The 23,175-nt window shown below is 73.4% G+C and carries 6 protein-coding genes; 3 read left to right on the forward strand and 3 right to left on the reverse strand.

The window, feature by feature from the left end; translation table 11 throughout:
• Positions 1–80: 80 nt before the first annotated feature.
• Genes V5P93_RS29370 through V5P93_RS29380 form a run of 3 tightly spaced genes read left to right on the forward strand, consistent with a single transcriptional unit; the run spans position 81 to position 2,696 of the window.
• Entirely contained in the window at positions 81–953 is an 873-nt protein-coding gene (locus V5P93_RS29370) for a carbohydrate ABC transporter permease (protein WP_374065100.1), read from the forward strand.
• Positions 950–1,810 carry a carbohydrate ABC transporter permease gene (locus V5P93_RS29375; RefSeq protein WP_104481153.1) on the forward strand — a complete coding sequence of 287 codons (861 nt, stop codon included), beginning with the start codon at positions 950–952 and terminating at the stop codon, positions 1,808–1,810. Before V5P93_RS29370 ends, V5P93_RS29375 begins: the two co-directional genes overlap by 4 nt.
• Before the next feature lie 16 nt (positions 1,811–1,826).
• Positions 1,827–2,696, forward strand: a complete 870-nt coding sequence (locus V5P93_RS29380) for a LacI family DNA-binding transcriptional regulator (RefSeq protein ID WP_104481152.1) — start codon at positions 1,827–1,829, stop codon at positions 2,694–2,696.
• 36 nt (positions 2,697–2,732) lie between these two features.
• On the opposite strand, the gene V5P93_RS29385 is transcribed toward V5P93_RS29380, so the two are convergent.
• Genes V5P93_RS29385 through V5P93_RS29395 form a run of 3 tightly spaced genes read right to left on the reverse strand, consistent with a single transcriptional unit; the run spans position 2,733 to position 23,165 of the window.
• Entirely contained in the window at positions 2,733–2,927 is a 195-nt protein-coding gene (locus V5P93_RS29385) for an MbtH family NRPS accessory protein (RefSeq protein WP_104481151.1), read from the reverse strand.
• On the reverse strand, positions 2,917–4,155 hold the full coding sequence (locus tag V5P93_RS29390) for an MFS transporter (protein WP_104481150.1): 1,239 nt from the start codon (positions 4,153–4,155) through the stop codon (positions 2,917–2,919). Before V5P93_RS29390 ends, V5P93_RS29385 begins: the two co-directional genes overlap by 11 nt.
• Positions 4,152–23,165 (reverse strand): non-ribosomal peptide synthetase, encoded by a 19,014-nt coding sequence (locus V5P93_RS29395; RefSeq protein ID WP_104481149.1) that lies wholly within the window; start codon positions 23,163–23,165, stop codon positions 4,152–4,154. The genes V5P93_RS29390 and V5P93_RS29395 overlap by 4 nt, the downstream gene beginning before the upstream one ends.
• Positions 23,166–23,175 lie beyond the last annotated feature (10 nt).

Raw genomic sequence — 23,175 nt, forward strand, 5'->3', positions numbered from 1 at the left:
CGCGCCCCTCCTGCCCGGACACGGTTCCACTTCCCGGACCACTGGCGGTGCCGGCCGGCCGTCGCCCTGTCAAGTCCACAGTGGAGCCATACCTCCTGATCGCCCCCTTCTTCCTGGTCTTCGCGTTGGTGGGCGTGTTCCCGTTGCTCTACAGCGGTTTCGTGTCCCTCTACGACTGGGACCTGCTCGACGGCCCCACGCGGTTCGTGGGGTTGGGGAACTACGCGGCCCTGCTCTCGGACGCGCAGTTCGGCCGGGCGTTGGCGAACACCCTGAGCATCCTGGCCATGACCACGGTCCCGCAGGTGGTGATCGCGGTGTTGCTGGCCGCGCTGCTCGACACCCGCCTCCGCGCCCCCACGGCCTGGCGGGTCGGCGTGCTCCTGCCGTGCGCCATGGGGGTCGCGGCGGTCGGGGTGGTGTTCGCCAACCTGTTCGGTCCGACGTTCGGCTTCGTCAACGCCGTCCTGCAACACCTGGGCCTGACCCCCGTCGACTGGCAGTCGAACCGCTTCGCGTCGCACCTGGCCATCGCCACCATGGTCAACTGGCGCTGGACCGGCTACAACGCGCTGATAGTCCTCGCGGCGCTCCAGGCCATCCCCCGCGAACTCCACGAAGCGGCCACCGTCGACGGCGCGGGCCCGGTACGACGGTTCACCGCGATCACCCTCCCCCTGCTCCGCCCGACCCTGGTCTTCGTCGTGGTCACCTCCACCATCGGCGGCCTGCAACTGTTCACCGAGCCCAAACTCCTCGACCCCCTCCCCGGCACCAACGGCGGCGCGACGCACCAGTTCCAGACCGCGAACCTGTACCTCTACCAGTCGGCCTTCGACAACCAGTCCCTCGGCTACGCCTCCGCCATCGCGTGCACCCTCACCCTGCTCGTCGCCCTGGTCGCCGTCGCCAACCACGTCCTCACCCGCCACCTCGCGGGCCCGACCCGATGACCGGGCAGGCACCCGCCCCACCCCACCCCCCAAGGACTCGCCGCCACCCGGCGCGGCGGCGGGCGCGGTTCTGGGTGTACGGGTTGCTCGTGGCGTTCGTCGCCGGTTCGGTGTTCCCGTTCTACTGGTCGTTCCTCATAGCCGGCCACGAGACGTCCGCTGATCCGGTGCCCCCGCTCCTGCCCGGCGGCCACTTCCTCGCCAACGCCGCGCGGGTGTTCGACACCGTGCCGTTCTGGCGGGCGTTGGGGAACAGCGTCGTCGTCGCGGGCACGGTCACCGTGTCGACGGTGGTGTTCTCGACGATGGCCGGGTTCGCGTTCGCGCTGCTGCGCTTCCCCGGCCGCGACCGGCTCTTCTCCTGCGTCGTCGCCACCTTGGCCGTGCCGACCCAGTTGGGGGTCATCCCGCTGTACCTGACCATGGCCGAGCTCGGGTGGGCGGGCGACCTGCGGGCGGTCATCGTGCCCAACCTGGTCACCGCGCTCGGTGTCTTCTGGATGCGGCAGTACACCCTCTCGGCCGTCCCCCGCGACCTCGTCGAGGCGGCCCGGCTCGACGGGTGTTCCACCGGGCGGGTGCTGTGGCACGTCTGCGTCCCGTCGGTGCTGCCCGCGGCGGCGTTCCTGGCCATGTTCACGTTCATGACGAGCTGGAACGACTTCCTCTGGCCCCTGGTGGCCCTCGACCCGGACAATCCGACCGTCCCGCTGGCCCTGGAGCGGTTGCAGGCCGGCCACTACGTCGATTATCCGCTGGTTCTGGCCGGAACCACTTTGGCTTCCATTCCCGTCCTGGTGGTATTCACCCTCCTGGGTCGCCGGATCGTCGCCGGGGTGATGGCCGCACAGGGATAAACCGTGGGAGCCGCCCGTGAACCTCGAAGAGGTAGCCAGACACGCGGGCGTCTCCCGCTCCACCGTCTCGCGCGTCCTCAACAACGGCCCGGGGGTCAGCGAGGAGACGCGGGCGGCCGTGCGCGCGGTGGCCGACGCGCTCGGCTACGTCCCCAACGCGTCGGCCCGGTCCCTGGCCAGCCGCGCGCACCGGCCGGAGACGGTCGCCATCGCCATCACCGGGGACCACCCGCACCTGACCGCGATCCTCCGCGGCGCGGCGGCGGGCCTGCGCGACCTCCGGATCGTCGTCCTCATCGACCCGGAAGACCTCGACCGCACCGCCGACGCCGCGATCGTCCTAGGATCCCACCCGCACCCCACCACGATCCCGAGCGTCCACATCGGACGCCCGCTCACCGACCCCACCGTCCCGTACGTCGCCCCCGACAACCTCACCGGCGGCCTCCTGGCCGGACGCCACCTCATCGCCCGCGGCACCACCAACGTCGCGGCACTGCTGACCTCCCCGGACACCAGCCCCACCGTCGACCGCCTCACCGGCCTCCGCCGCGCACTCGACGAGATCGGCCGCACCCCCGTGGCACAAATCCCCTGCACGCCCGAAACCGTCGACGCGGAACTCGCCACCCTGACCGGCTTCGACGCCGTCTTCTGCACCACGGACACCCTCGCCGTCCCGGCCCTGCGCCACACGAGGACCCTCATCACCTTCGACGACACGGGCCTCGCCACCGCGACCACCCCCCGCCTGACCACGATCCAGCACCGGCCCGAAGACCTCGGCGCCACCGCGGCCTGGCACCTCAAGGCCCAACTCGCGGGCGAACCCCACCTCCCCCTGGCGATCACCCTGCCGATGGAGGTGGTGGCACGCGACACCTAGGGAGGGTGGGCGCCGACCGCCCACCCTCCCGGGCACCTAGGCGTCCATGTGCTCGCGCAGCGACCTGGGGCGCATGTCCGTCCACACCTTGTCCACGTGCGCCGTGCACTCGTCCTTGGTGCCGGTGGTGCCCTCCGCCCGCCAGCCCGCCGGGATCTCCCGGGTCGCGGGCCACAGGGAGTACTGGTCTTCGTCGTTGATCAGGACCTGGTAGGCGATGTCATCCCTCATGGGCGTTCTCCTTCTCCTTTTCGGGTTCTCGCGTGTACTCGCGCAGGGTTCGGCTCAGCGTCACCAGCACGGTGACCACGGCCATGCCCGCCGCCGAGACCAGCACGGCGGTGTCGGGTTCCAGGACCTCGACGAGGACCCCGCCCAGGGCCGGGCCCAGGGCGGCGGCGCTGCCGACGATGACGCCCATGACCCCGCCCAGCCGCCCCCTGAGGTGGTCCGGGGTCAGCAGCAACTGGTGGGTCGTGATGGTGGTGTTCGCCGTCGGCGCCAACAGCGCCATGCCGCTGAACAGCAGGCCGAGCAGCAGCCCGCTCCGGATGAACACCGCCAGCGGGGCCAGCAGCGTGAGCGCCCAGAACACCCCGGCGATCGACACGTGCGGGGTGAGCACGCGGTGCAGGTAGGGGGCGATGAGGGAGCCGACGACCCCGCCGACACCGAGCATGGCGGCCATGACGCCGACCTCGGCGAAGGGCACCCCCTGGCGCTCGGCCAGCACGATGACGACCAGGTAGTAGGCGCTGAAGAACAGGTTCAGCGCCAACGCGCAGATCGCGGTGAGCCGGACCTCCCGGTGCCGCAGCACCCACCGCAGTCCTTCGAGGATCTCGTGGCCCAGCTTGCCCACCGGCTCCGGGACCACCTCCCGCTTGGGCAGCCGTATGAAGGCCAGGGCGATGAACGACACCACGTGCGTCAGGGCGTCCAGCAGGAACGGCACCCACCGGCCGACCGCGAACAACAGCCCGCCCAGGAAGGTGCCCGCCATCTGCCCGAAGGACGAGCGCGCCGCGTTCATCGCCACCGCGTCCGCCAGCTGCGACTCCGGCACCAGCGACGGCAGCGCCGCGTCCTCGGCGGGTTCGAACAGCGCCCGGGCCACACCCATGACCGCGGCGACCGCGATCATGTGCGGCACCGTCGTCGACCCCGCGACCAGCGCGGCGACCAGCGACCCCAGGGCCAGGAACTGCGCCACCTCGCACAGCAGCATCACCCGCCGCCGGTCCCACCGGTCGACCAGCGCGCCGCCCGGCAGCCCGGCCACCAGCTGCGCCGCCGCGTCCGCCGCCAGCACCAGGCCGGAGACCACGGCGGACCCGGTCAACCCCAGCACCAGCAGCGGGAAGGCGATCATGGAGGCGCTGAAGCCGACCTCCGCGCACGCCTGCCCCACCCACAGCAGGGTGTAGTTCCGGTTGCGCCGCAGGGGAACCTCGCTCATCGGGTACCCCCGCAGTCCGCGGCGATCTGCCGCAGCGCCGTCGCGAACCGACCGGCGACGTCCTCGACGGTCGACCGGTGGTGGATGTGCGCGTTGAAGAACCACACGAAGGTCAACTTTCCGTCCGTGGCCTCGCCGACGATGTCGAGCAGGTGCCCGGTCCGGTCGGCCGGGTGGTGGTCCTGCCCGACGGCCGCGAGGGCCTCCCCGAACAGGCTGGTCGACTCGTCGGCCGACTTGGCGTCGAACTGGCCGAGGTAGTTGAACGACACCTCGGGGTCGGCGCCGCGCGCCTCCAGCGCGCCGAGGTGGCGCAGCGCGCTGTAGCCGAAACCGTTGCCCGGCAACGCGCGCAGCTGCTTGCGGACGTCCCGGATGATCGACCGCCAGTTGCCGTCCGGGACGGTCAGCGTCACCGGGAACATCGTGGTGAACCACCCGACCGTGCGGGACAGGTCGACGCCGTCCAGCACGTCCTCCCGGCCGTGGCCCTCCAGGTGGACCGCCACGTGCGGGTTCCCGGTCCAGTGCGCCAGCGACCAGGCCAGCGCGGCGAGCAGGACGTCGTTGATCCGCGTCCGGTAGGCCACCGGCGCGCCGCGCAGCAGCGCGTCCGTCTCGCTCGCGGTCAGCTCGACCGACACGGCGTCGACCGCGATGGCGGTGGAGTCCATGGAGTCGCTGTCCACCGGGATCGCGCCCGCTTCCGGGACGGACCGCCAGTAGTCCAGTTCCTCGTCGAGGCCACCGGAACGCACCAGCTCGCTCAGCCCGCGGGACCACTCCTGGAACGACGTGCTCTTCGACCCCAGGTCGACGGCCGCGCCGCGCGCGGCTTGGGCGTACGCGGTTTCCAGGTCGTCGACCAGGATCCGCCACGACACGCCGTCGACCACGAGGTGGTGGGCCACCAGCAGCAGCCGGGGCGCGGTGCCGTCGGCGAAGCGGAACAGCACCGCCCGCAGCAGCGGCCCGGTCTCCAGGTCGAACCCGGCGTGCGCCGAGTCCGCGATCCGCTCGATCTCCGCCTCGTCGGCCGATGGGAGTTCCACGACGTCCAGCAACTCCACCGGCGACACCGGCGCGTTCCACTGGCGCCACCCCGATGCCGACCGCGCGAACCGCAGCCGCAACGCGTCGTGGTGCTCGTGCAACGCGGACAGGGCCGTCGAGAGGGCGGTGGCGTCGGGGTTCAGCGTCAGCGCGGCGTAGTGCGCCTGGTTGAAGTGGTGGTAGCCGGCGCGGGGCGCGTCGAGGAACCAGCGCTGGATCGGCGTCAGCTCCACGTCCCCGGTCACCGGGGCCTTGTCGGCCACCGTGTCCACCACGGTCACCACCGGCGCGAGGTCGGCGATCGTCTGGTGCAGGAACAAGTCCTTAGTGGACACTCCCAGTCCCGCCTGCCGGGCGCGGGCGGCGACCTGGATGCTCAGGATCGAGTCGCCGCCGAGGGCGAAGAAGTTGTCCGCCAGGCCGATCCGCTCGACGCCGAGCACGTCCGCCCACACCTTCGCCAGCGCGCGCTCGACGTCGGTGTTCGGCGGCACGTACGCGGCGGTGGTCGCGGTGAGGTCGGGCTCCGGCAGCGCGCGCCGGTCGACCTTCCCGTTCGGCGACACCGGCAGCCGGTCGAGCAGCACGAACGCGGTCGGCACCAGGTGGTCGGGCTGGCTCTCGGTCAGGAACTCGCGCAGGGCCGCGGCGTCCGGCAGCTCGGCCCCGGCGACGTAGCCGACGAGCCGCTTGTGACCGCCCGCGTCGGTGTGCACGGCGGCCACGGCGTCCGCGACCGCCGGGTGCGCCCGCAGCGCCGACTCGACCTCGCCGAGCTCGATCCGGAACCCGCGCACCTTGACCTGGTCGTCGGCCCGGCCCACGAACATCAGCTGCCCGTCCCGGGTCCACCGCACGACGTCCCCGGTCCGGTACATCCGACCCGGCTCGAACGGGTTCGCCACGAACCGCGACGCGGTCAACCCGGGCTGCCCCAGGTAGCCGCGCGCCAAGCCGACACCGGCCACGTACAGCTCCCCGGGAACCCCGACCGGCACCGGCCGCAGGTCCGCGTCGAGCACGTACGCACGGGTGTTGTCGATGGCCCGGCCGATCGGCGGCACCCCGCCCGGCACCAGCGGCTCGCTCCACGTCGACACGACCGTGGCCTCGGTCGGCCCGTACGCGTTGATCATCCGGCGGCCCGGCGCCCAGCGCGCCACCAGCTCCGCCGAGCACGCGTCCGCGCCCACGACCAGCGTCCGCAGGTCCGGCAGCGGCACGGCGGGCACGGTGGCCAGCGCGACCGGCGGGATCAGCGTGTGCGAGATCCGCTGCGACACCAGCACTTCCGCGAGGTCGTCGCCGACCAGCGGCCCCGGCGGCGGCACCACCAGCGCGGCACCGGCCCCGAGCGCCATGCACAGCTCCAGCACCGACGCGTCGAAGCTGGGCGAGGAGAACGCCAAGACCCGGTCGCCGGGCCGCACCTCGAACCGCTCGACCTCCGCCGCGGCGAAGCTGGAGATCCCCCGGTGCGTCACCACGACGCCCTTGGGCCGACCGGTCGACCCGGAGGTGTAGATGACGTACGCCGGGTTGTCCAACGACGGTCCCCGCAGCTCTCCGCCGGGTGCCTCCGGCAGCGCCGGGTCGTCGACGACGAGCACCGGCCGCGCGTCGTCCAGCATGTAGGCGATGCGCTCCGCCGGGTAGTTCGGGTCGACCGGGAGGTAGGCGGCACCGGCCTTGGTCGCGGCCAGCGAGGCGATCACCAGCTCGGCGGAGCGGCCGAGCCGCACCGCGACCACGGTCTCCGGTCCGGCGCCGAGCTCGGCGAAGGCCCGCGCGACCCGGTCGGTCCGCTCGTCGAGCTCCCGGTAGGTCAGCACGGTGTCCCCGGCGATGATCGCGGGCGCGTCCGGGGTGTGCCGGGCCTGGGCCCGCAGCAGCCGCGGCAGCGTCCACTCGGGGGTCGAGGTGCGGGAGTCGTTCCACCCCACCAGGACCTGCTCGACGGCGTCGTCCGGCATCACCGGCAACGCCCCGAGCGCGGTGCCCGGCGCGGCGGACGCGGCGGCCAGCAGGACGTCGAGCCCGGACACGAGCCGCGCGGCGGTGTCGGCGTCGAAGAGGTCGGTGTTGTAGTCGAGCGTGCCCGCGAGCGCGCCGCCGTCCTCCTCGTGGAACTCGACGGTGACGTCGTAAGCGGCGGTCACCACTGGGAAGGCCACGTCCTCGGCCGCCAGCCCCGGCAGCCCGTCGGCCCGTCCGACGGCGTTCTGGAGCACGACCATCGCCTGGAACAGGGGCGTGCGGCTGGTGTCGCGTTCCGGGGCGACGGCGTCCACGACCCGCTCGAACGGCACGTCCTGGTTGGCGAAGGCGTCGAGCACGGTTCCCCGCACCCGTCCCAGGAACCCGGCGAACGACTCCCGCGAATCCACAGTGGATCGAAGCACCAGCGTGTTGACGAAGAACCCGATGAGGTTGTGCAGCTCCGGGTGCTCCCGACCGGCCGACACGGTGCCGACGGCGATGTCGTCCTGGCCGGAGAACCGGTGCAGCAGCGTCTGGCAGGCCGCGACCAGCACCATGAACAGCGTCGCGTCCTGCTCCCGGGCGATCGCCCGCAGCCGGTCCGCCACCTCGGCGGGCACCGCGAACGGCACCTGCGCCCCGGCGGTCGTGTGCACGGCGGGTCGCGGCCGGTCGGTCGGCAGGTCGAGCGCGGGCACGCCGGCCAGCGTCGACCGCCAGTGGTCCAACTGCGTGGCCAGCACGTCGGTCCGGCCGCGCTGCCAGGCCGCGAAGTCGCGGTAGCGCACCGGGAGCGCGGGCAGGTCGGGCGCGCCGCCCTCGGTCTCGGCGCGGTACAGCTCCGCGAGGTCCGCCATGAGCACACCGGCCGACCAGCCGTCGGTGACGATGTGGTGCATGGTCAGCGCGAGCACGTGGTCCGACTCGGAGATCCGGAACACCACGGGCCGCAGCAGAGGGCCGCGGGCCAGGTCGAACGGCTGGGCCGCCGCCCGGTCCAGGGCCGCCGCCAAGCCGTCGGCGGCGATGTCGACCACCGGCACGGCCACCTCGGCCGCCGGGTGCACGACCTGCGTGCCCTGGCCGTCGACGCCGTGGAACGTGGTCCGCAGCGACTCGTGCCGGGCGACCAGGCCGGTCATGGCGGCCGTCAGCGCGCCCAGGTCCAGCGGGCCGCGCAGGCGCAGCGCCAGCGGGGTCACGTACTCGGTGCTGTCGGGCTCGAACTCGTGCAGGAACCAGAGCCGCTGCTGCGCGAACGACAGCGGCGAGTCCGCGCCGTCGGCCAGCACCGGGATCGACTCGGCGACGGCGGAACCGGCGAGCGCGGCGGCCAGCCCCTCCACGGTCGGGTGGTCGAACAGCAGGCGCGGGGACACGTCGGTGCCCAGCGCCTCCCGCAGCCGCGCCACGACCCGGATGCTCAGGATCGAGTCGCCGCCGAGCGCGAAGAAGTTGTCCGTGGCGCCGACCTCGGGGATACCCAGCACGTCGGCCCACGCGGCGGCCACGACCCGCTCGGCCTCGCTGCGCGGCGCCACCACGTCGGCGGCGGTCCACTCCGGGATCGGCAGGGCCCGCCGGTCCAGTTTGCCGTTGGCGGTCAGGGGAAGCGCGTCGAGCGCCACGAACGCGGCGGGGACCATGTGCTCGGGCAGGGCCGCCAGCAGCGCCTCCCGCAACCCGTCGGTCGCGCCGACGACGTAGGCGACCAGCCGCTTGACGCCGGGCTCGTCCTCGCGGACCACCACGGCCACCGACCGCACGCCGGGGCGCGCGCCGATCACGGACTCGATCTCACCGAGTTCGATCCGGAATCCACGCACCTTGACCTGGTCGTCGGCGCGTCCCACGAACTCCAGTTGTCCGTCGCGGGTCCACCGGACGACGTCCCCGGTCCGGTACATCCGGCCCGGCTCGAAGGGATTCGCCACGAACCGCGACGCCGTCAACCCGGGCCGACGCAGGTACCCCCGCGCCAAACCGACACCCGCCACGTACAGCTCACCCGGCACGCCCGCGGGAACCGGCCGCAGGTCCTCGTCCAGCACATACGTCCGCGTGTTCGGCAGCGGCCGTCCGATCGGCGGCGCGCCGTCGGCGGCGGACAGCGGCTCGGTCCACGAGGCCACCACGGTGACCTCGGTCGGCCCGTAGGCGTTGACCAGCCGCGTGACCGGGGCCCACCGCCGCACCAGGTCGGCCGACGAGGCGTCGCCGCCCACGATCAGCGTCTTCAGGTGCGGGAACTCCATCGGGGGCACCGTCGCCAGCGCCACCGGCGGGATGAGCGCGTGCGTGATCCGCAGGTCGCGCAGCGCCGAGCCCAGCGGTTCGCCGACCAGCGGCCCGGCGGGCGGGATGACCAGCGTGGCCCCCGCCGGGAGCGCCATGCACAGCTCCAGCACCGACGCGTCGAAGCTGGGCGAGGAGAACGCCAGCACCCGGTCACCGGCGGCGACCTCGAACCGCTCGATCTCGGCGGCCGAGAAGTTCGCCAGCCCCCGGTGCGTCACCACGACGCCCTTGGGTCGACCGGTGGAGCCGGAGGTGTAGATGACATACGCGGGCGCGTCGACGGAGATGTCCACGCGCGGCGGCACGGCCGAGTACCCGGACGCGTCGAGCGGCTCGTCGATCACGAGCACCGGACGCGCGTCCTCGAGCATGAACGCGATGCGCTCCGCCGGGTAGTTCGGGTCCACCGGCAGGTACGCCGCACCGGCCTTGAGCACCGCGAGCTGCGCCACCACCAGGTCGATCGAACGCGGCAGCCGCAGCGCGACGATCCGCTCCGGCCCGGCGCCGCGCTCGATCAGCAGCCGCGCCAGCCGGTTCGCCGCCGCGTCCAGCTCGGCGTAGGTCAGCACCACGTCGCCCTGCTCGACGGCGGGCTCCGCGGTGACCCGCAGGAGGTCCGCGAACGGCGTCGGCGTGACCGGCCGGTCGGTGTCGTTCCAGTCGCGCACCACCAGCGCCCGCTCGGCGTCGGTGAGCCACGGCAGCGCCTCCAGGGGCCGCGTCGGGTCGGCCATCAGCGCGTCGACCAGGTCGACCAGCCGGTCGACCAGGGTGCGGGCGGTGGCCTCGTCGAACAACGCCGGGTCGTAGCCGAGTTCGATCCGCAGGTCGCCGCCGTCGACGTGCGCGGCGACGCTCAGCGGCAGGGTCGTCGACTCCTCGCCGTCGACGGTCTCGACGTCCGGGGCGCCCTCGGTCTCGGCACCGTCGGGGAAGTTCTCGAACGCGACAACGCTGTCGAACAGCGACGGCAACCCGCTCCAGGTCTGCGCCTGGGCCAGGGACACGAAGTCGAACCGCCGCGACTCGGCCTGGGCGGCCTGCACCCCGCGCAGCCAGGGCAGCGCGCTGCCCTGGCGTTCCACCAGGACGCGGGTCGGGATGGTGTTGATGAACATGCCGACCATGTCCTCGACCCCGGCCAGGTCCGACGGCCTGCCGGACACGGTGGCGCCGAAGACGACCTCGCGCTCGCCGCTGTGCCGGGCCAGCAGCAGCGCCCACGCGCCCTGCACGACCGTGTTCAGCGTCAACCCGTGCGCGCCGACATCGCCCGCGGGCAGGCTCGCCCGGACGTGCGCGGACGACTCGGCGCGGTGCGCGTCGACCGGCTTGCGGTCGAACGGCAGCGGCGTGCGTCCCTGCACACCGGACAGCACGGCCCGCCAGTGCCGCTCGGCCGCCGCCGCGTCCTGCTCGGCGAACCAGCGCAGGTAGTCGGCGAACGGGCGGCGCGGCGGCAAGTCGGCGCCGGTGTAGGCGGCGAGGACGTCGGAGAACACCTGCGCGGTGCTCCAGCCGTCGAGCAGCACGTGGTGCGAGACCCACAGCAGCTCGACCGTGCCGGGCTCGACCTCGTGGATGACGAGCTTGGTCAGCGAGCCGTGCGCGAGGTCGAGGCCCGCGCGCTCGTCGGCGGCGGTGATCGGCCGGTACTCGATGTCCAGCGGCAGGTCGCGGTGCACGACCTGCACCGGCTCCGGCACGCCCTGCCAGACGATGGTGCTGCGCAGCACGGGCGTCTTGGCCGCCACCTCCTGCCACGCCCGGCCGACGCGGCGCGGGTCGGTGACACCGCGCAGCCGGACACGGGTCCGGTTGACGTAGGCGTCGCCGTCGAGCAGGCCGTGGAACAGGATGCCCGCCTGCAACGGGGTCAGCGGGTAGATGTCCGCCACCCCGCTGCCATCGCCGACCAACGCGTCCACCTGGGACTGGGCCAGGCGGGCCAGCGGGAAGTCCGACGGCGTGCGGCCACCGACGCCCGGCGCGGCGCAGTGCACCACGATCTCCCGCAGCGCGGCCAGCATCCGGTCCGCCAGCGCGCGCACGGTGGCCTCGTCGTGCACACCCGGCGCGTACTCCCAGTCGACGGTGAGCGCGCCGTCGGTCACGGCGGCGTTGATGTCGAGCAGGTGGCCGCGCGGCATCGGCGGCCGAGTCCGCTCGGGGTCCGCCACCTGCTCCCGCAGCAGCCCGTCGGCTTCCTCGGCGGTGTCCCAGCGACCGAGGTAGTTGAACGCGACCTCCGGCGTGGGCACGTCGTCCAGCTCGTTCTTGAGGTACCGCAGCGCCTCGAAGCTCATGCCCTTGTGCGGCACGGCCCGCAGGCTCTCCTTGACGGCCTTCAGCGTGTCCGCCCAGTCGTCGGCCACGGGCAGCGCCACCGGGAACTGGCTGGTGAACCAGCCGACGGTGCCGTTGATGTCGATACCGTCGACGACCTCCTCGCGCCCATGCCCTTCGAGCGTGATGAGCGCGTTCGACTGCCCGCTCCAGTCCGTCAGGGACCGGGCCAGCGCCGCCAGCAGCACGTCGTTGACCTGGGTCCGGTAGACGTCCGGGACCTGGTGCAGCAGCGCGTCCGTGGTCTCCCGGTCGAGGGTGACGGTGAACTCGGCGGGCTTGGTGTTGGCGCCGTTGTGGTCACGCGGCAGCGCGGGCACGGAAGGCACGGACCGCCAGTGGTCGAGGTCGGCGTCGAACCCGCCGCCGACGGTGAAGTCGCCCAACCGGTGCGCCCACTGTCCGAACGAGACGGTCGGGGCCAGGAACTCGCCGCGGTAGGCGCGTTCCAGGTCCGCCAGCACGACGCGCCACGACACGGCGTCGATGACCAGGTGGTGTACCTCCAGGTGCAGCCGCTCGTCGATGACCACGCGGAGCACCCGACCGGCCTCGATGTCGATCGGCCCGTCGATGCCGATGTCCTCGACCGGCTCCTGCGTCCAGCCGTCGGCGCCGTAGGAGAACCTGGTCCGCAGCCCCGCGTGGTGGCGCACGACGTGCTCGACGGCCCGCCGCAGCCGCGGCCGGTCCACGTCGGCGGCGAGGGCGAAGGTCATCGTCATGGTGAAGTGGTCGCGCTGCACCGGCGAGTGCGTGTCGAAGAACCAGTGCTGGATCGGGGTCAGCGGCGCGGGCCCGGTGATCACCGGTGCCGCCGCCGGGGCCTCGACCCGCCGCGCGACGGCGGCGAGTTCGGCGACGGTCTGGCGGACGAAGATGTCCTTGGACGTCACCTCGATGCCCGCCCGCCGCGCCTGCGACACGACCTGCATGCTCAGGATCGAGTCGCCGCCGACGGCGAAGAAGTTGTCCGCCGCGCCGACCCGCTCGACCCCGAGCACGGTCGCCCAGATCGCGGCCAGGTCGGCCTCGATCCCGGGGCGCGGCGGGACGTGGTCGGCCGCGCGCGGGGCTGGCGGCTCGGGCAGGGCGCGGTGGTCGAGCTTGCCGTTGTGCGTGACGGGCAGCTTGTCGAGCAGCACGAACGCGCTCGGCACCATGTACTCCGGCAGCGACTGGCGCAGGAACGACGCGAAGTCGCGGTCCTCCCCGACCACGTACCCGACCAGGCGCAGGTGGCCGCCGTGCGGGCGGGCGACGACGGCCGCGTCGCGCACGTCCGGGTGCTTGCGCAGCGCGGCCTGCACCTCGCCGGGCTCGATGCGGTGGCCGCGGATCTTGACCTGGTCGTCGGTGCGGCCCAGGTACTCCAGCGTCCCCTCGGGCGTCCACCGGACCCGGTCGCCCGTGCGGTACATCCGGCCGCCGGGCGCGCCGTACGGGTCGGCCACGAACCGGTCGGCGGTCAGGCCCGGTCGACCCAGGTAGCCGCGCGTGACCTGCGGTCCCGCCAGGTGCAGCTCGCCGGGCACGCCGACGGGCAGCATCCGGAACCGCTCGTCGAGCACGTACGCGCGGATCGTGGACAGCGGGCGGCCGATGGTGATCCGGTCACTGGTGATCATGGTCTCGGTGGCGTCGACGGTCGTCTCCGTCGGCCCGTACACGTTGTGCCCGCGCGACGCCCCCGGCGGGCTGCCCGCCGCCAGCGTCTCGGCGGTGACCTCCCGCAGCCGGGCCCACAGCGCGGCGTCGACGGCCTCGCCGCCCAACATGACCTCGCGGACACCCGCGTCGAGCAGCCCGGCGGCGATGAGCCTGCGGGCGTGCGCGGGGGTCAGGTCGAGGACGTCGAGCAGGCCGCGGGCGTGCTCGACGAAGGCGTGCGGGTCGAGCCGGGTGTCGTCGTCGATGACGTGCCACTCGTGCCCGGCGGCCATGAACATCAGGCCCTCGATGGCGGTGTCGAAGGAGAACACCGCGGTCTGCCCGAACCGCAGCGGGATCTCGCGCGGCGCGGCGACCCCGGCGAGGTGGTGGGTGAACAGCGCGGACAGGTTGCCGTGCTCGACGACGACACCCTTGGGCGTGCCCGTCGACCCGGAGGTGTGGATGACGTACACCGGCGACCTCGGGTCGATCGCCACGCCCGGGTCGGCGTCCGGGTAGTCGGACAGGTCCGGGATGGCGGGCACGACCACGGTCGGTCGGGTGTCGTCGAGCAGGAACTGGGCCCGTTCGGCGGGCATGGTCGGCTCGATCGGCAGGTAGGCGGCGCCGGACTTCATCACGGCGAGGATGCCGACCACCATGTCCGCCGAGCGCGGCAGCGCCAGCGCGACCAGCTTCTCCGGCCCGGCGCCCTGGTCGACGAGCCACCGCGCCAGCCGGTTGGACTGCGCGTCGACCTCGGCGAAGGTGCGCCGGTCGGCGCCGAACACCAGCGCGGTGCGGTCCGGGGTCCGCGCGGCCTGCGCGGCGAACACGCGCGGCATCGGCGTCGGGTCGACCGCGCGCTTGCCCTGCCAGGTGTCCAGCAGCAGCGCCCGCTCGTCCGCGCCGAACAGCTCCACGTCACCGGGCGCCACGCCCGGGTTCGCGGCGACGGCGGTGAGCAGCGCGGTCAGGTGCCGCACCATCCGCTCGACCGTCTCGACGTCGAACAGGTCGGGGTTGTACTCGACGGCACCCCGCAGCCCGGCAACCGACTCCTGGAACTCGAAGGTCAGGTCGACCGCCGACGTGGTGACCGGGACGTCGACCTCGGACACGGTCAGGCCCGGCAGCACCGGCACCTCGTCCGGGGTGTTCTGCAGCAGCACCATGACGTCGAACAGCGGGGACCGGGCCGGGTCGCGTTCGGGGGCGACCGCGTCGACCACCCGCTCGAACGGCACGTCCTGGTGCGCGAACGCCTCAAGCGCGGTGGCCCGGGCACCGGCCAGCAGGTCGGTGAACGGCCGGTCCACGTCCACTGTGGAGTGCAGGACGATCGTGTTCACGAAGAACCCGACCACCCGCTCCAGCTCGGCGCGCTCGCGGCCGGAGGCGACGGTGCCGAGCGTGATGTCGCGCTGGCCGCTGTAGCGGGCGAACAGGGCCTGGCAGGCGGCGAGCAGCGTGACGAACAGCGTGCTGTCCGCCGACCGTCCGACGGCCCGCAGCGCGACCAGCGTCTCCTCGGGCAGCGTGAACTCGTGCTTGGCGCCCGCGGTGGTCCGGATCGCGGGCCGGGGCCGGTCGGTGGGCAGGTCGAGCGGTTCGACGCCGGCCAGCGCACGCCGCCAGAAGCCCAGGTCGGCGGTCTGCTCGCGCTGCCACAGGGTGAAGTCGGTGTAGCGGACCGGGATGTCCGGCAGGTTCGGGTCCACACCGGACAGCTCGGCGCGGTAGAGCGCGGCGAGGTCGTCGGTGAGCACGGACGTGGACCAGCCGTCGGTGATGATGTGGTGCAGGGTCAGCACGAGCACGTGCTCTTCCGGCCAGGTGCGGACCAGCGTCGTGCGCAGCAGCGGCCCCCGCTGGAGGTCGAACGGCGTCGCGCCTTCCGCGGCGAGGACCTGCTCGACCTCGGCCTCGACCACGCGCAGGTCCGCCGGGTAGGGCTCGCCGACGAGCTGCACGGCCTCGCCGTCGATCTCGGCGAAGGTGGTCCGCAGCGACGCGTGCCGGGCGATGAGCCGGGTCAGCGCGGCGGTCAGCGCGGCGACGTCGAGGGGCCCGGACAAGCGCAGCGCGGTCGGGCTGACGTACTCGGTGTCACCGGGCTCGAACTGGTCGAGGAACCAGAGACGGCGTTGCGCAAACGATTGCGGAGCGGGTCCGTCCGAGGTGGACACCGGGATCGCGTCGGTCCGCTCCCCCGGCGCGACCTTGGCCAACGCGGCCACGGTCGGGTGGTCGAACACCACGCGCGGCGAGAGCTGGGTGCCGAACGCGGCGCGCAGACGGGACACGACCTGGATGCTCAGGATCGAGTCGCCGCCGAGGGCGAAGAAGTTGTCCTCCGCGCCGACCTCGGCCAGCCCCAGCACGTCGGCCCACGCGGCGGCCACGACCCGCTCGGCCTCGGTGCGCGGGACGACGTGGGTCGTGGTCGCGGCGAAGTCGGGGGCGGGCAGGGCGCGGCGGTCGACCTTGCCGCTGGGGGTGACCGGCATCCGGTCGAGGGTGATGACCGCGGCGGGGACCATGTAGTCGGGCAGCACCTTGGCCAGCGCGGCGCGCGGATCCGGGCCGGGGTCGCCGACGACGTAACCGACCAGTCGGGTGCCGGTGGCGTCGGTGTGCGCGACGACGGTCGCGTCGGTCACCCCGGGCCGCTCCCGCAGCACGGCGGCGACCTCGCCGGGCTCGATCCGGAAGCCGCGGATCTTGACCTGGTCGTCGGCGCGGCCCAGGTAGTCGAGCAGGCCGCCCTCGGTCCAGCGGACCCGGTCGCCCGTGCGGTACATGCGGGTACCGGCCGGGCCGTGCGGGTCGGCCACGAACCGACCGGCGGTCAGGCCGGGCCGGTCGAGGTAGCCGCGCGCCAGCTGCGCGCCCGCCAGGTACAGCTCGCCGGGCACGCCGGGCGGCAGCGGGTCGAGGTTCTCGTCGAGCACGTACGCGCGGGTGCCGCGCAGGGGCCTGCCGATGAGCGGCCGGTCGGCCTCGCCGGAGAACAGGCCGGTGGCGTCGATCGTGGTCTCGGTGGGGCCGTAGTAGTTGACCACCCGAAGGCCCTTGGCCTGGGCGTCGCGCCACAGCTTCTCCGAGGTCGCCTCGCCGCCGAGCATGAGCACCCGCAGGCCGCTGTCGAGCAGGCCCGCCGCGGCCATGTGGGTGGCGTGGGTGGAGGTGAGGTCGACGTAGGCGATGCCGCGCTCGGTGACGTAGTGGACGAAGGCGGCCGGGTCGAGGCGCAGGTCCTCGGGGATGACGTGCACCTCGTGGCCGTCGACGAGGAACAGCATGCCTTCGAGGGAGGTGTCGAAGGAGAAGGTGGCGGTCAGCGCGAACCGGGTCCGCTCGACACCGGTGACGTCGACGCGGTGGTCCTGGTGCAGGGCGGAGAAGTTGCCGTGCGTGATCACCACGCCCTTGGGGCGGCCGGTGGACCCGGAGGTGTAGATGACGTAGATGGCCTGCTCGGGGCGGATGTCGAGGCCGGGTTTGGTGTCGGGGAAGCCGCTGGTGTCGGGGATGGCGTCGAGGACGCGGACCGGGCGGGCGTCGTCGAGCAAGTAGGCGATGCGGTCGGCGGGCAGGGTCGGGTCCACGGGCAGGAACGCCGCGCCCGCCTTGTTCACCGCGAGCATCGCGACCAGGCTGTCGGCCGAGCGCGGCATGGTCAGGGCGACGACCTGGTCCGGCCCGGCGCCGTCGGCGATGAGCTTGTGCGCCAACCGGTTCGCGGCGGACTCGACCTGCGCGAAGGTGAGTTCGCTGTCGCGGAAGACGAGCGCGGTGGCGTCCGGGGTGCGCGCGGCCTGCCGCTCGAACACCTCGGTCACCGGCTCGAACGGGAATCCGGCTTCGCGGTCGTTGAACGCCGTGAGGACCCGTCGACGGTCCTCATCGGACACCCACGGCAGCGCGCCGATCGGCCGATCGAGGTGCTCGACGAGCCCGGTCACCAACGCGCGCAGCCAGCCCGCCACGCGGGCGGCGGTGGTGGCGTCGAGGAGCGCGGGGTCGTAGCCGAGGTCGAGGTGGACGCGGTCGTCGACGTGCGCGGACAGGGTCAGCGGCAGGTTGGTCGTGTCGATCGCGTGCACCTCGGCGACACGCAGGCCGTCGGCGCGGGAGGCGTCCTCGAACGGGTAGTTCTCGAACACCACGACGCTGTCGAACAGCGCCGCGCCCGGGTCCAGCGCGCTGTGCGACTGGATGCGCGGCAGGGCCAGGAAGTCGTGGCGGCGGGACTCGCTCTGCCCGGCCTGGAGGTCGCGCAGCCAGTCACCGGCGTTCCGGTCGGGGTCGGCGTGCACGCGGGTGGGCACGGTGTTGATGAACATGCCGACCATCGACTCGACACCGGGCAGCTCCGCCGGGCGACCGGACACAGTGGACCCGAACACCACGTCGGCGCTGCCGGACCACCGCGCCAGCAGCAGCGCCCACGCGCCCTGCACGACGGTGTTGAGCGTCAGCCCGGCGCGCTGGGCAGCCGCGCGGATGCGGTCGGTCTCGGCGCGGTCGAGGTCGGCGCGCGCGGCGGCGCTGGACTCGGTGCGGTGGCTCTGCGCGGGCGAGCGGTCCCACGGCACGGCGACCGGCTCGGCGAACCCGTCGAGCACGCGGGCCCAGTGCGCGTCCGCGGCGGCGGAGTCCTGGTCGGCGAGCCAGCGCAGGTAGTCGCGGAACGGCCTGCGCACCGGCCCGGCCGGGGCCTGGCCCGCGACGATCGCGGTGTAGCGCTCGACGACCTCGCCGAACACCTGCGCGGTGCTCCAGCCGTCGAGCAGCACGTGGTGCGACGACCAGACCAGCACGACCCGGTCCCCGGCGAGGCGCAGCACCGCGATCCGCAGCAGCGGCGCCCGGTCGAGGGCGAAGGGCCGGGCGCGGTCCTCGGCGAGCAGGTTGCGCATGGCCGCGTCGACGTCGGCGGCGGCGAGGTCGCGCCAGTCGCGCACGTCGGCGTCGAGGCGCACCGAGCGGCGCACGACCTGCACGGGCTCGGCCACGTCCTCCCAGATCACGGCCGTGCGCAGCACCGGGGTGCGGTCCACGACGGACTGGAAGGCGGCGACCAGCGCGGTGGGGTCGGTGACGCCGTCGAGGACGAGCCGGACCTGGTCGACGTACGCGCCGCTGTCGGCGTCGACCAGCGTGTGGAAGACCATGCCCGCCTGCAACGGGGTCAGCGGGTAGATGTCGTCGACCTCGCTGCCGTCCCCGGCGATGGCGTCGACCTGGGTTTGGGTGAGCCGGGCCAGCGGGTAGTCGGACGGGGTGCGGCCACCGGCGCCGGGGGCCGCGCAGAACCGGACGATCTCGCGCAGCGTCGCGGCCATGGCCTCGGCGAGCCTGCGCACGGTCGCCTCGTGGTGCAGGGCAGTGGAGTACTCCCAGGTCAGCACCAGCTCGTCGGACTCGACGAGCCCGATGACCTCCAGCGCGAAGTCGCGTTCGGCGTCGGCGGCGACCTCGGCGCCCGCGTCGTGGCGGGCGCCGATCAGGCCGTCGTCGCCGGTGTCGAAGCGGCCGTGGTAGTTGAACCCGACCTTCGGCAGCGGTCGCCCGGCGAGCGGGCTGTCCGGGGTGAGGTAGCGCAGTGCCTCGTAGCTCATGCCGTTGTGCGGGACCGCGCGGAGCTGTTCCTTGACGGACTTGAGGACCGTGCCCCAGTTGCCCGTCGGGATGTCGAGCGCGACGGGGAACTGGGTGGTGAACCAGCCGATGGTGCGGGTGAGGTCGGTGCCGTCGATGACCTCTTCGCGGCCGTGGCCCTCGAGGGTGATCGCGGCGGTGCGGTCGCCGGTCCACCGGGACAGGACACTGGCGAGCGCGCTGAGCAGCACGTCGTTGACGCGGGTGCGGTAGCGGTCGGGGACCGCGCGCAGCACCGCGTCGGTCGTGGCGGGATCGAGCCGCACGGTGACCGACGCTGTGCTCCCGGCGCTCATGACGCCGTCATGGTCAACGGGCAGCGGTGCCGGGTCAGGCACCGAGGCCCAGTGGTCGGCGTCCCCGGCGAATCCGCCACCGGCGACGAAGTCGCGCAGCCGGTGGGCCCATTCGGCGAAGGTCGTGCCCACCGGCGGCAGCTCGACGGGACGCCCGGCCAGCGCCTGGGTGTAGGCGGTGGCCAGGTCGTCGAGCAGGACCCGCCAGGAGACGCCGTCCATGACGAGGTGGTGGACGGTCAGGAACAGCCTGCCGTCGTCGAGCAGCGCGGCCCGCAGCAGCGGACCGTCGGCGAGGTCGATGCCCGCGCGGATCTCGTCGATGTCCCCGCCGCGCGCCAACCAGAACGGGGTGTCACCCGGTTCCTGCCGCCACTGGCCGTCGACCTGGCGGAACCGGCTGCGCAGCGCGTCGTGGTGACCGACGACGGCCTTGAGCGCGGTCTCCAGCGCGCGGGGGTCGATGCCGTCGGCGAGGTCGACGAGCAGCGACATGGTGAAGTGCGCGCGGGCGCCGTGGGCGGTGAAGAACCAGTGCTGGATCGGGGTCAAGGGGGCGGGTCCCTCGGGCACCGCGCGGATCTCGGGCGCGACCTCCCGGCCGACGACCGGGGCCAGTTCGGCGATGGTCTGGTTGACGAAGATGTCGCGGGAGGACAGCCGCAGCCCGGCGGCGCGGGCGCGGGAGACGATCTGGATGCTGAGGATCGAGTCGCCGCCGAGCGCGAAGAAGTTGTCGGTGACGCCGACGCGGTCCGCGCCGAGCGCCTCGGCCCACAGCCCGGCCAGCAGCTCCTCGGTCTCGTCGCGCGGGGCGACGAAGTCGGCCTCGGCCTCGGCGCGGACCTCCGGCGCGGGCAGCGCGGCCTTGTCCAGCTTGCCGTTGCGGGTCATCGGGAGCCGGTCGAGCACGACGAACGCGGCCGGGACCATGTACTCCGGCAGCGTCGCCTTCAGCGCCATGCGCAGCGCGGTCGTGTCGGGCTCGTCGCCGACGAGGTAGGCGACCAGCCTGCGGTGGCCGCCGTCCTCGCGGGCGATCACGGCGGCCTCGCGGACCCCGGGCAGGGCCAGCAGCGCGGCCTCGATCTCGCCCGGCTCGATGCGGAACCCGCGGATCTTCACCTGGTCGTCGGTGCGGCCCAGGTATTCCACGGCCCCGTCGGCGGTCCAGCGGGCCAGGTCGCCCGTGCGGTACATGCGGCTGCCGGGGGCGCCGAAGGGGTCGGGGACGAACCGGTCGGCGGTGAGGCCGGGGCGGTTGAGGTAGCCGCGCGCGAGTTGGGCGCCCGCGATGTGCAGCTCGCCGGGAACACCGACCGGCACGGGCCGGTGGTCCGCGTCGAGGATGTAGGCGGCCAGGTTGCGCAGCGGTGTGCCGATGGTCGCACGGTCGCCGGAGACCACAGTGGACAGCGCGTCGACGGTGGTCTCGGTGGGGCCGTAGAAGTTGTGCACGGCAGTGTCCGGCAGCGCCCCGAGTTCACGCCACAGGTCGTCGCCGAGCGCCTCGCCGCCGAGCATCAGCACGGCGGGCTTGTGGTCGGCGTGCGAGAGCAGCCCGGCGGGCAGGAGCTTGCGCAGGTAGGACGGGGTGAGGTCGAGGAAGTCGATCCGCTCGCGGACGACGTAGGCGACGAGCGCGTCCGGGTCGAGCCGGACGTCGTCGCCGAGCAGGTGCAGCTCGTGGCCGCCCGCCATCAGGACGGGCCCTTCCCACGAGGTGTCGAAGGAGAACACCGCCGAGAGCGCGACCCGCAGCCGGTCGCCGCCCGCGAAGTCGGCTTGGTGGCTGCGCAGCAGGTTGACCAGCGCCCGGTGCTCGACCGCGACGCCCTTGGGCTTGCCGGTCGACCCCGAGGTGTAGATGACGTACGCGGTGTGATCCGGCCGCAGCCCCACCTCGGGGTTCCCGACCAGGCCATCGGTCTCCAGTGGACCATCGACGACCAGCACCGCGCCCGAGTCCGCCACGAGGTGCGCGCGGCGCTCCTCGGGCAGCGCCGGGTCGACCGGCAGGTAGACCGCGCCCGACTTGAGCACGGCGAGCTGAGCCACCACGGCGTCGACCGAGCGGGGCAGCGAGACCGCCACGACCCGCTCCGGCCCGGCGCCGTCCGCGATCAGCTTGTGCGCCAAGCGGTTCGCGCGCTCGTTCAGCTCGGCGTAGGTGAGGGAGGTGCCGTCGAACACCAGGGCCGTGGCGCGCGGGGTGCGGCGGGTCTGCTCCTCGAACACCGCCGGGAAGGTGACGGGCTCGACCGGCAGCGCGGTGTCGTTCCACTCCCGGGTCACCGCGCGCACCTCGGGCTCGGTGAGCCAGGGCAGCTCGGCCATCGGCCGGTCGGGGGCGGCGGTGGCCGCGTCGAGCAGGACCAGCAGGTGGCCTGCCAGCCGCTCGATGGTGGTCGCGTCGAACAGGTCGGTGCTGTACTCCAGCACGCAGTCCAGCTGCCCGGCGCGCTCGGTGAACTCGACGCTCAGGTCGAAGTTGGCCGCCCAGCGCCGCAGGTCCACCTCCTCGACCGCGAGCCCCGGGAACTCCGGCAGCCCCTTCGAGGCGTTCTGCAGCAGCACGAGCACGTCGAACAGCGGGTTGCGGCTCGGGTCGCGCGGCGCGCCGACGGCCTCGACGAGCCGGTCGAACGGCACCTCGTCGTGGCTGAACGCGTCCAGCGCGGTGCCGTTGACCGCGCGCAGGAATTCCGCGAACGTGGTGTTCTGGTCCACAGTGGAGCGCAGCACGACGGTGTTGACGAAGAACCCGATGACCCGGTTCAGCTCCGCGCGACCGCGGCCCGCGGTGACCGTGCCGAGCGCGACGTCGTCCTGGCCGCTGTAGCGGGCCGCGAGCAGCTGGCAGGCGGCCATCAGCGCGGTGAACAGCGTGGTGTCGTTGGCGCGGGCCAGGTCGGTGAGCCGGGTGGTCAGCTCGGCGGGCACCGTGAGGTGGTGCGCCGCGCCCGCCGGGGTGCGCACCGGCGGGCGCGGGCGGTCGGTGGGCAGGTCGAGCGGGCTCGCGCCGGCGAGGGTGTCCCGCCAGTACGCCAGGTGCTCGTCCATCCCAGGGCCGCGGAGCCTGCCCTGCTGCCACACCGCGAAGTCGGCGTAGTGCAGGTCGGGGTCGGCCACGGTCCGGCCCGCGTAGCGCGCGGCCAGTTCCTCGGTCAGCACGCCGAGTGACCAGCCGTCGACGGCGATGTGGTGCGAGGTCAGCAGGAGCACGTGCGCGGTCTCGCTCACCCGCACGATCAGCGCCCGCAGCAGCGGGCCGGTGCGCAGGTCGAACGGCCGGGAGAACTCGGCTTGCAGCGTGTCGGCGAGCGCGTCCTCCGCGCAGTCGCGCACCGGCACCGGCAGGTCGATCTCGGCGTGCACGACCTGCACCGGACGCCCGTCGACCTCGGCGAAGGTCGTGCGCAGCGACTCGTGCGCGGCGACCAGCCCGCGCACCGCCGCGACCAGCGCGGGCACGTCGAGGTCACCGGTGAACCGCAGCGCGGTGCCGGAGTTGTAGTCGTTGCCGCCCGGGTTGAACTCGCTCAGGAACCACAACCGCTGCTGCGCCGACGACAGCGGCAGGTCGGCTTCGCGGTTCGCGGTCGGGATGGTCTCGGGGGCCTTGGCGGCGGCCTTGCCCGCGAGCCTGCGCGCGAGTTGCGCGCGCAGGTGCTCGGGGAGGGCGTCGCGCCGAGGGGACTGGGAGGTGGTCATGGCAGCGGCT

Source organism: Actinokineospora auranticolor (assembly GCF_041897805.1).
Lineage (GTDB): Bacteria > Actinomycetota > Actinomycetes > Mycobacteriales > Pseudonocardiaceae > Actinokineospora > Actinokineospora auranticolor.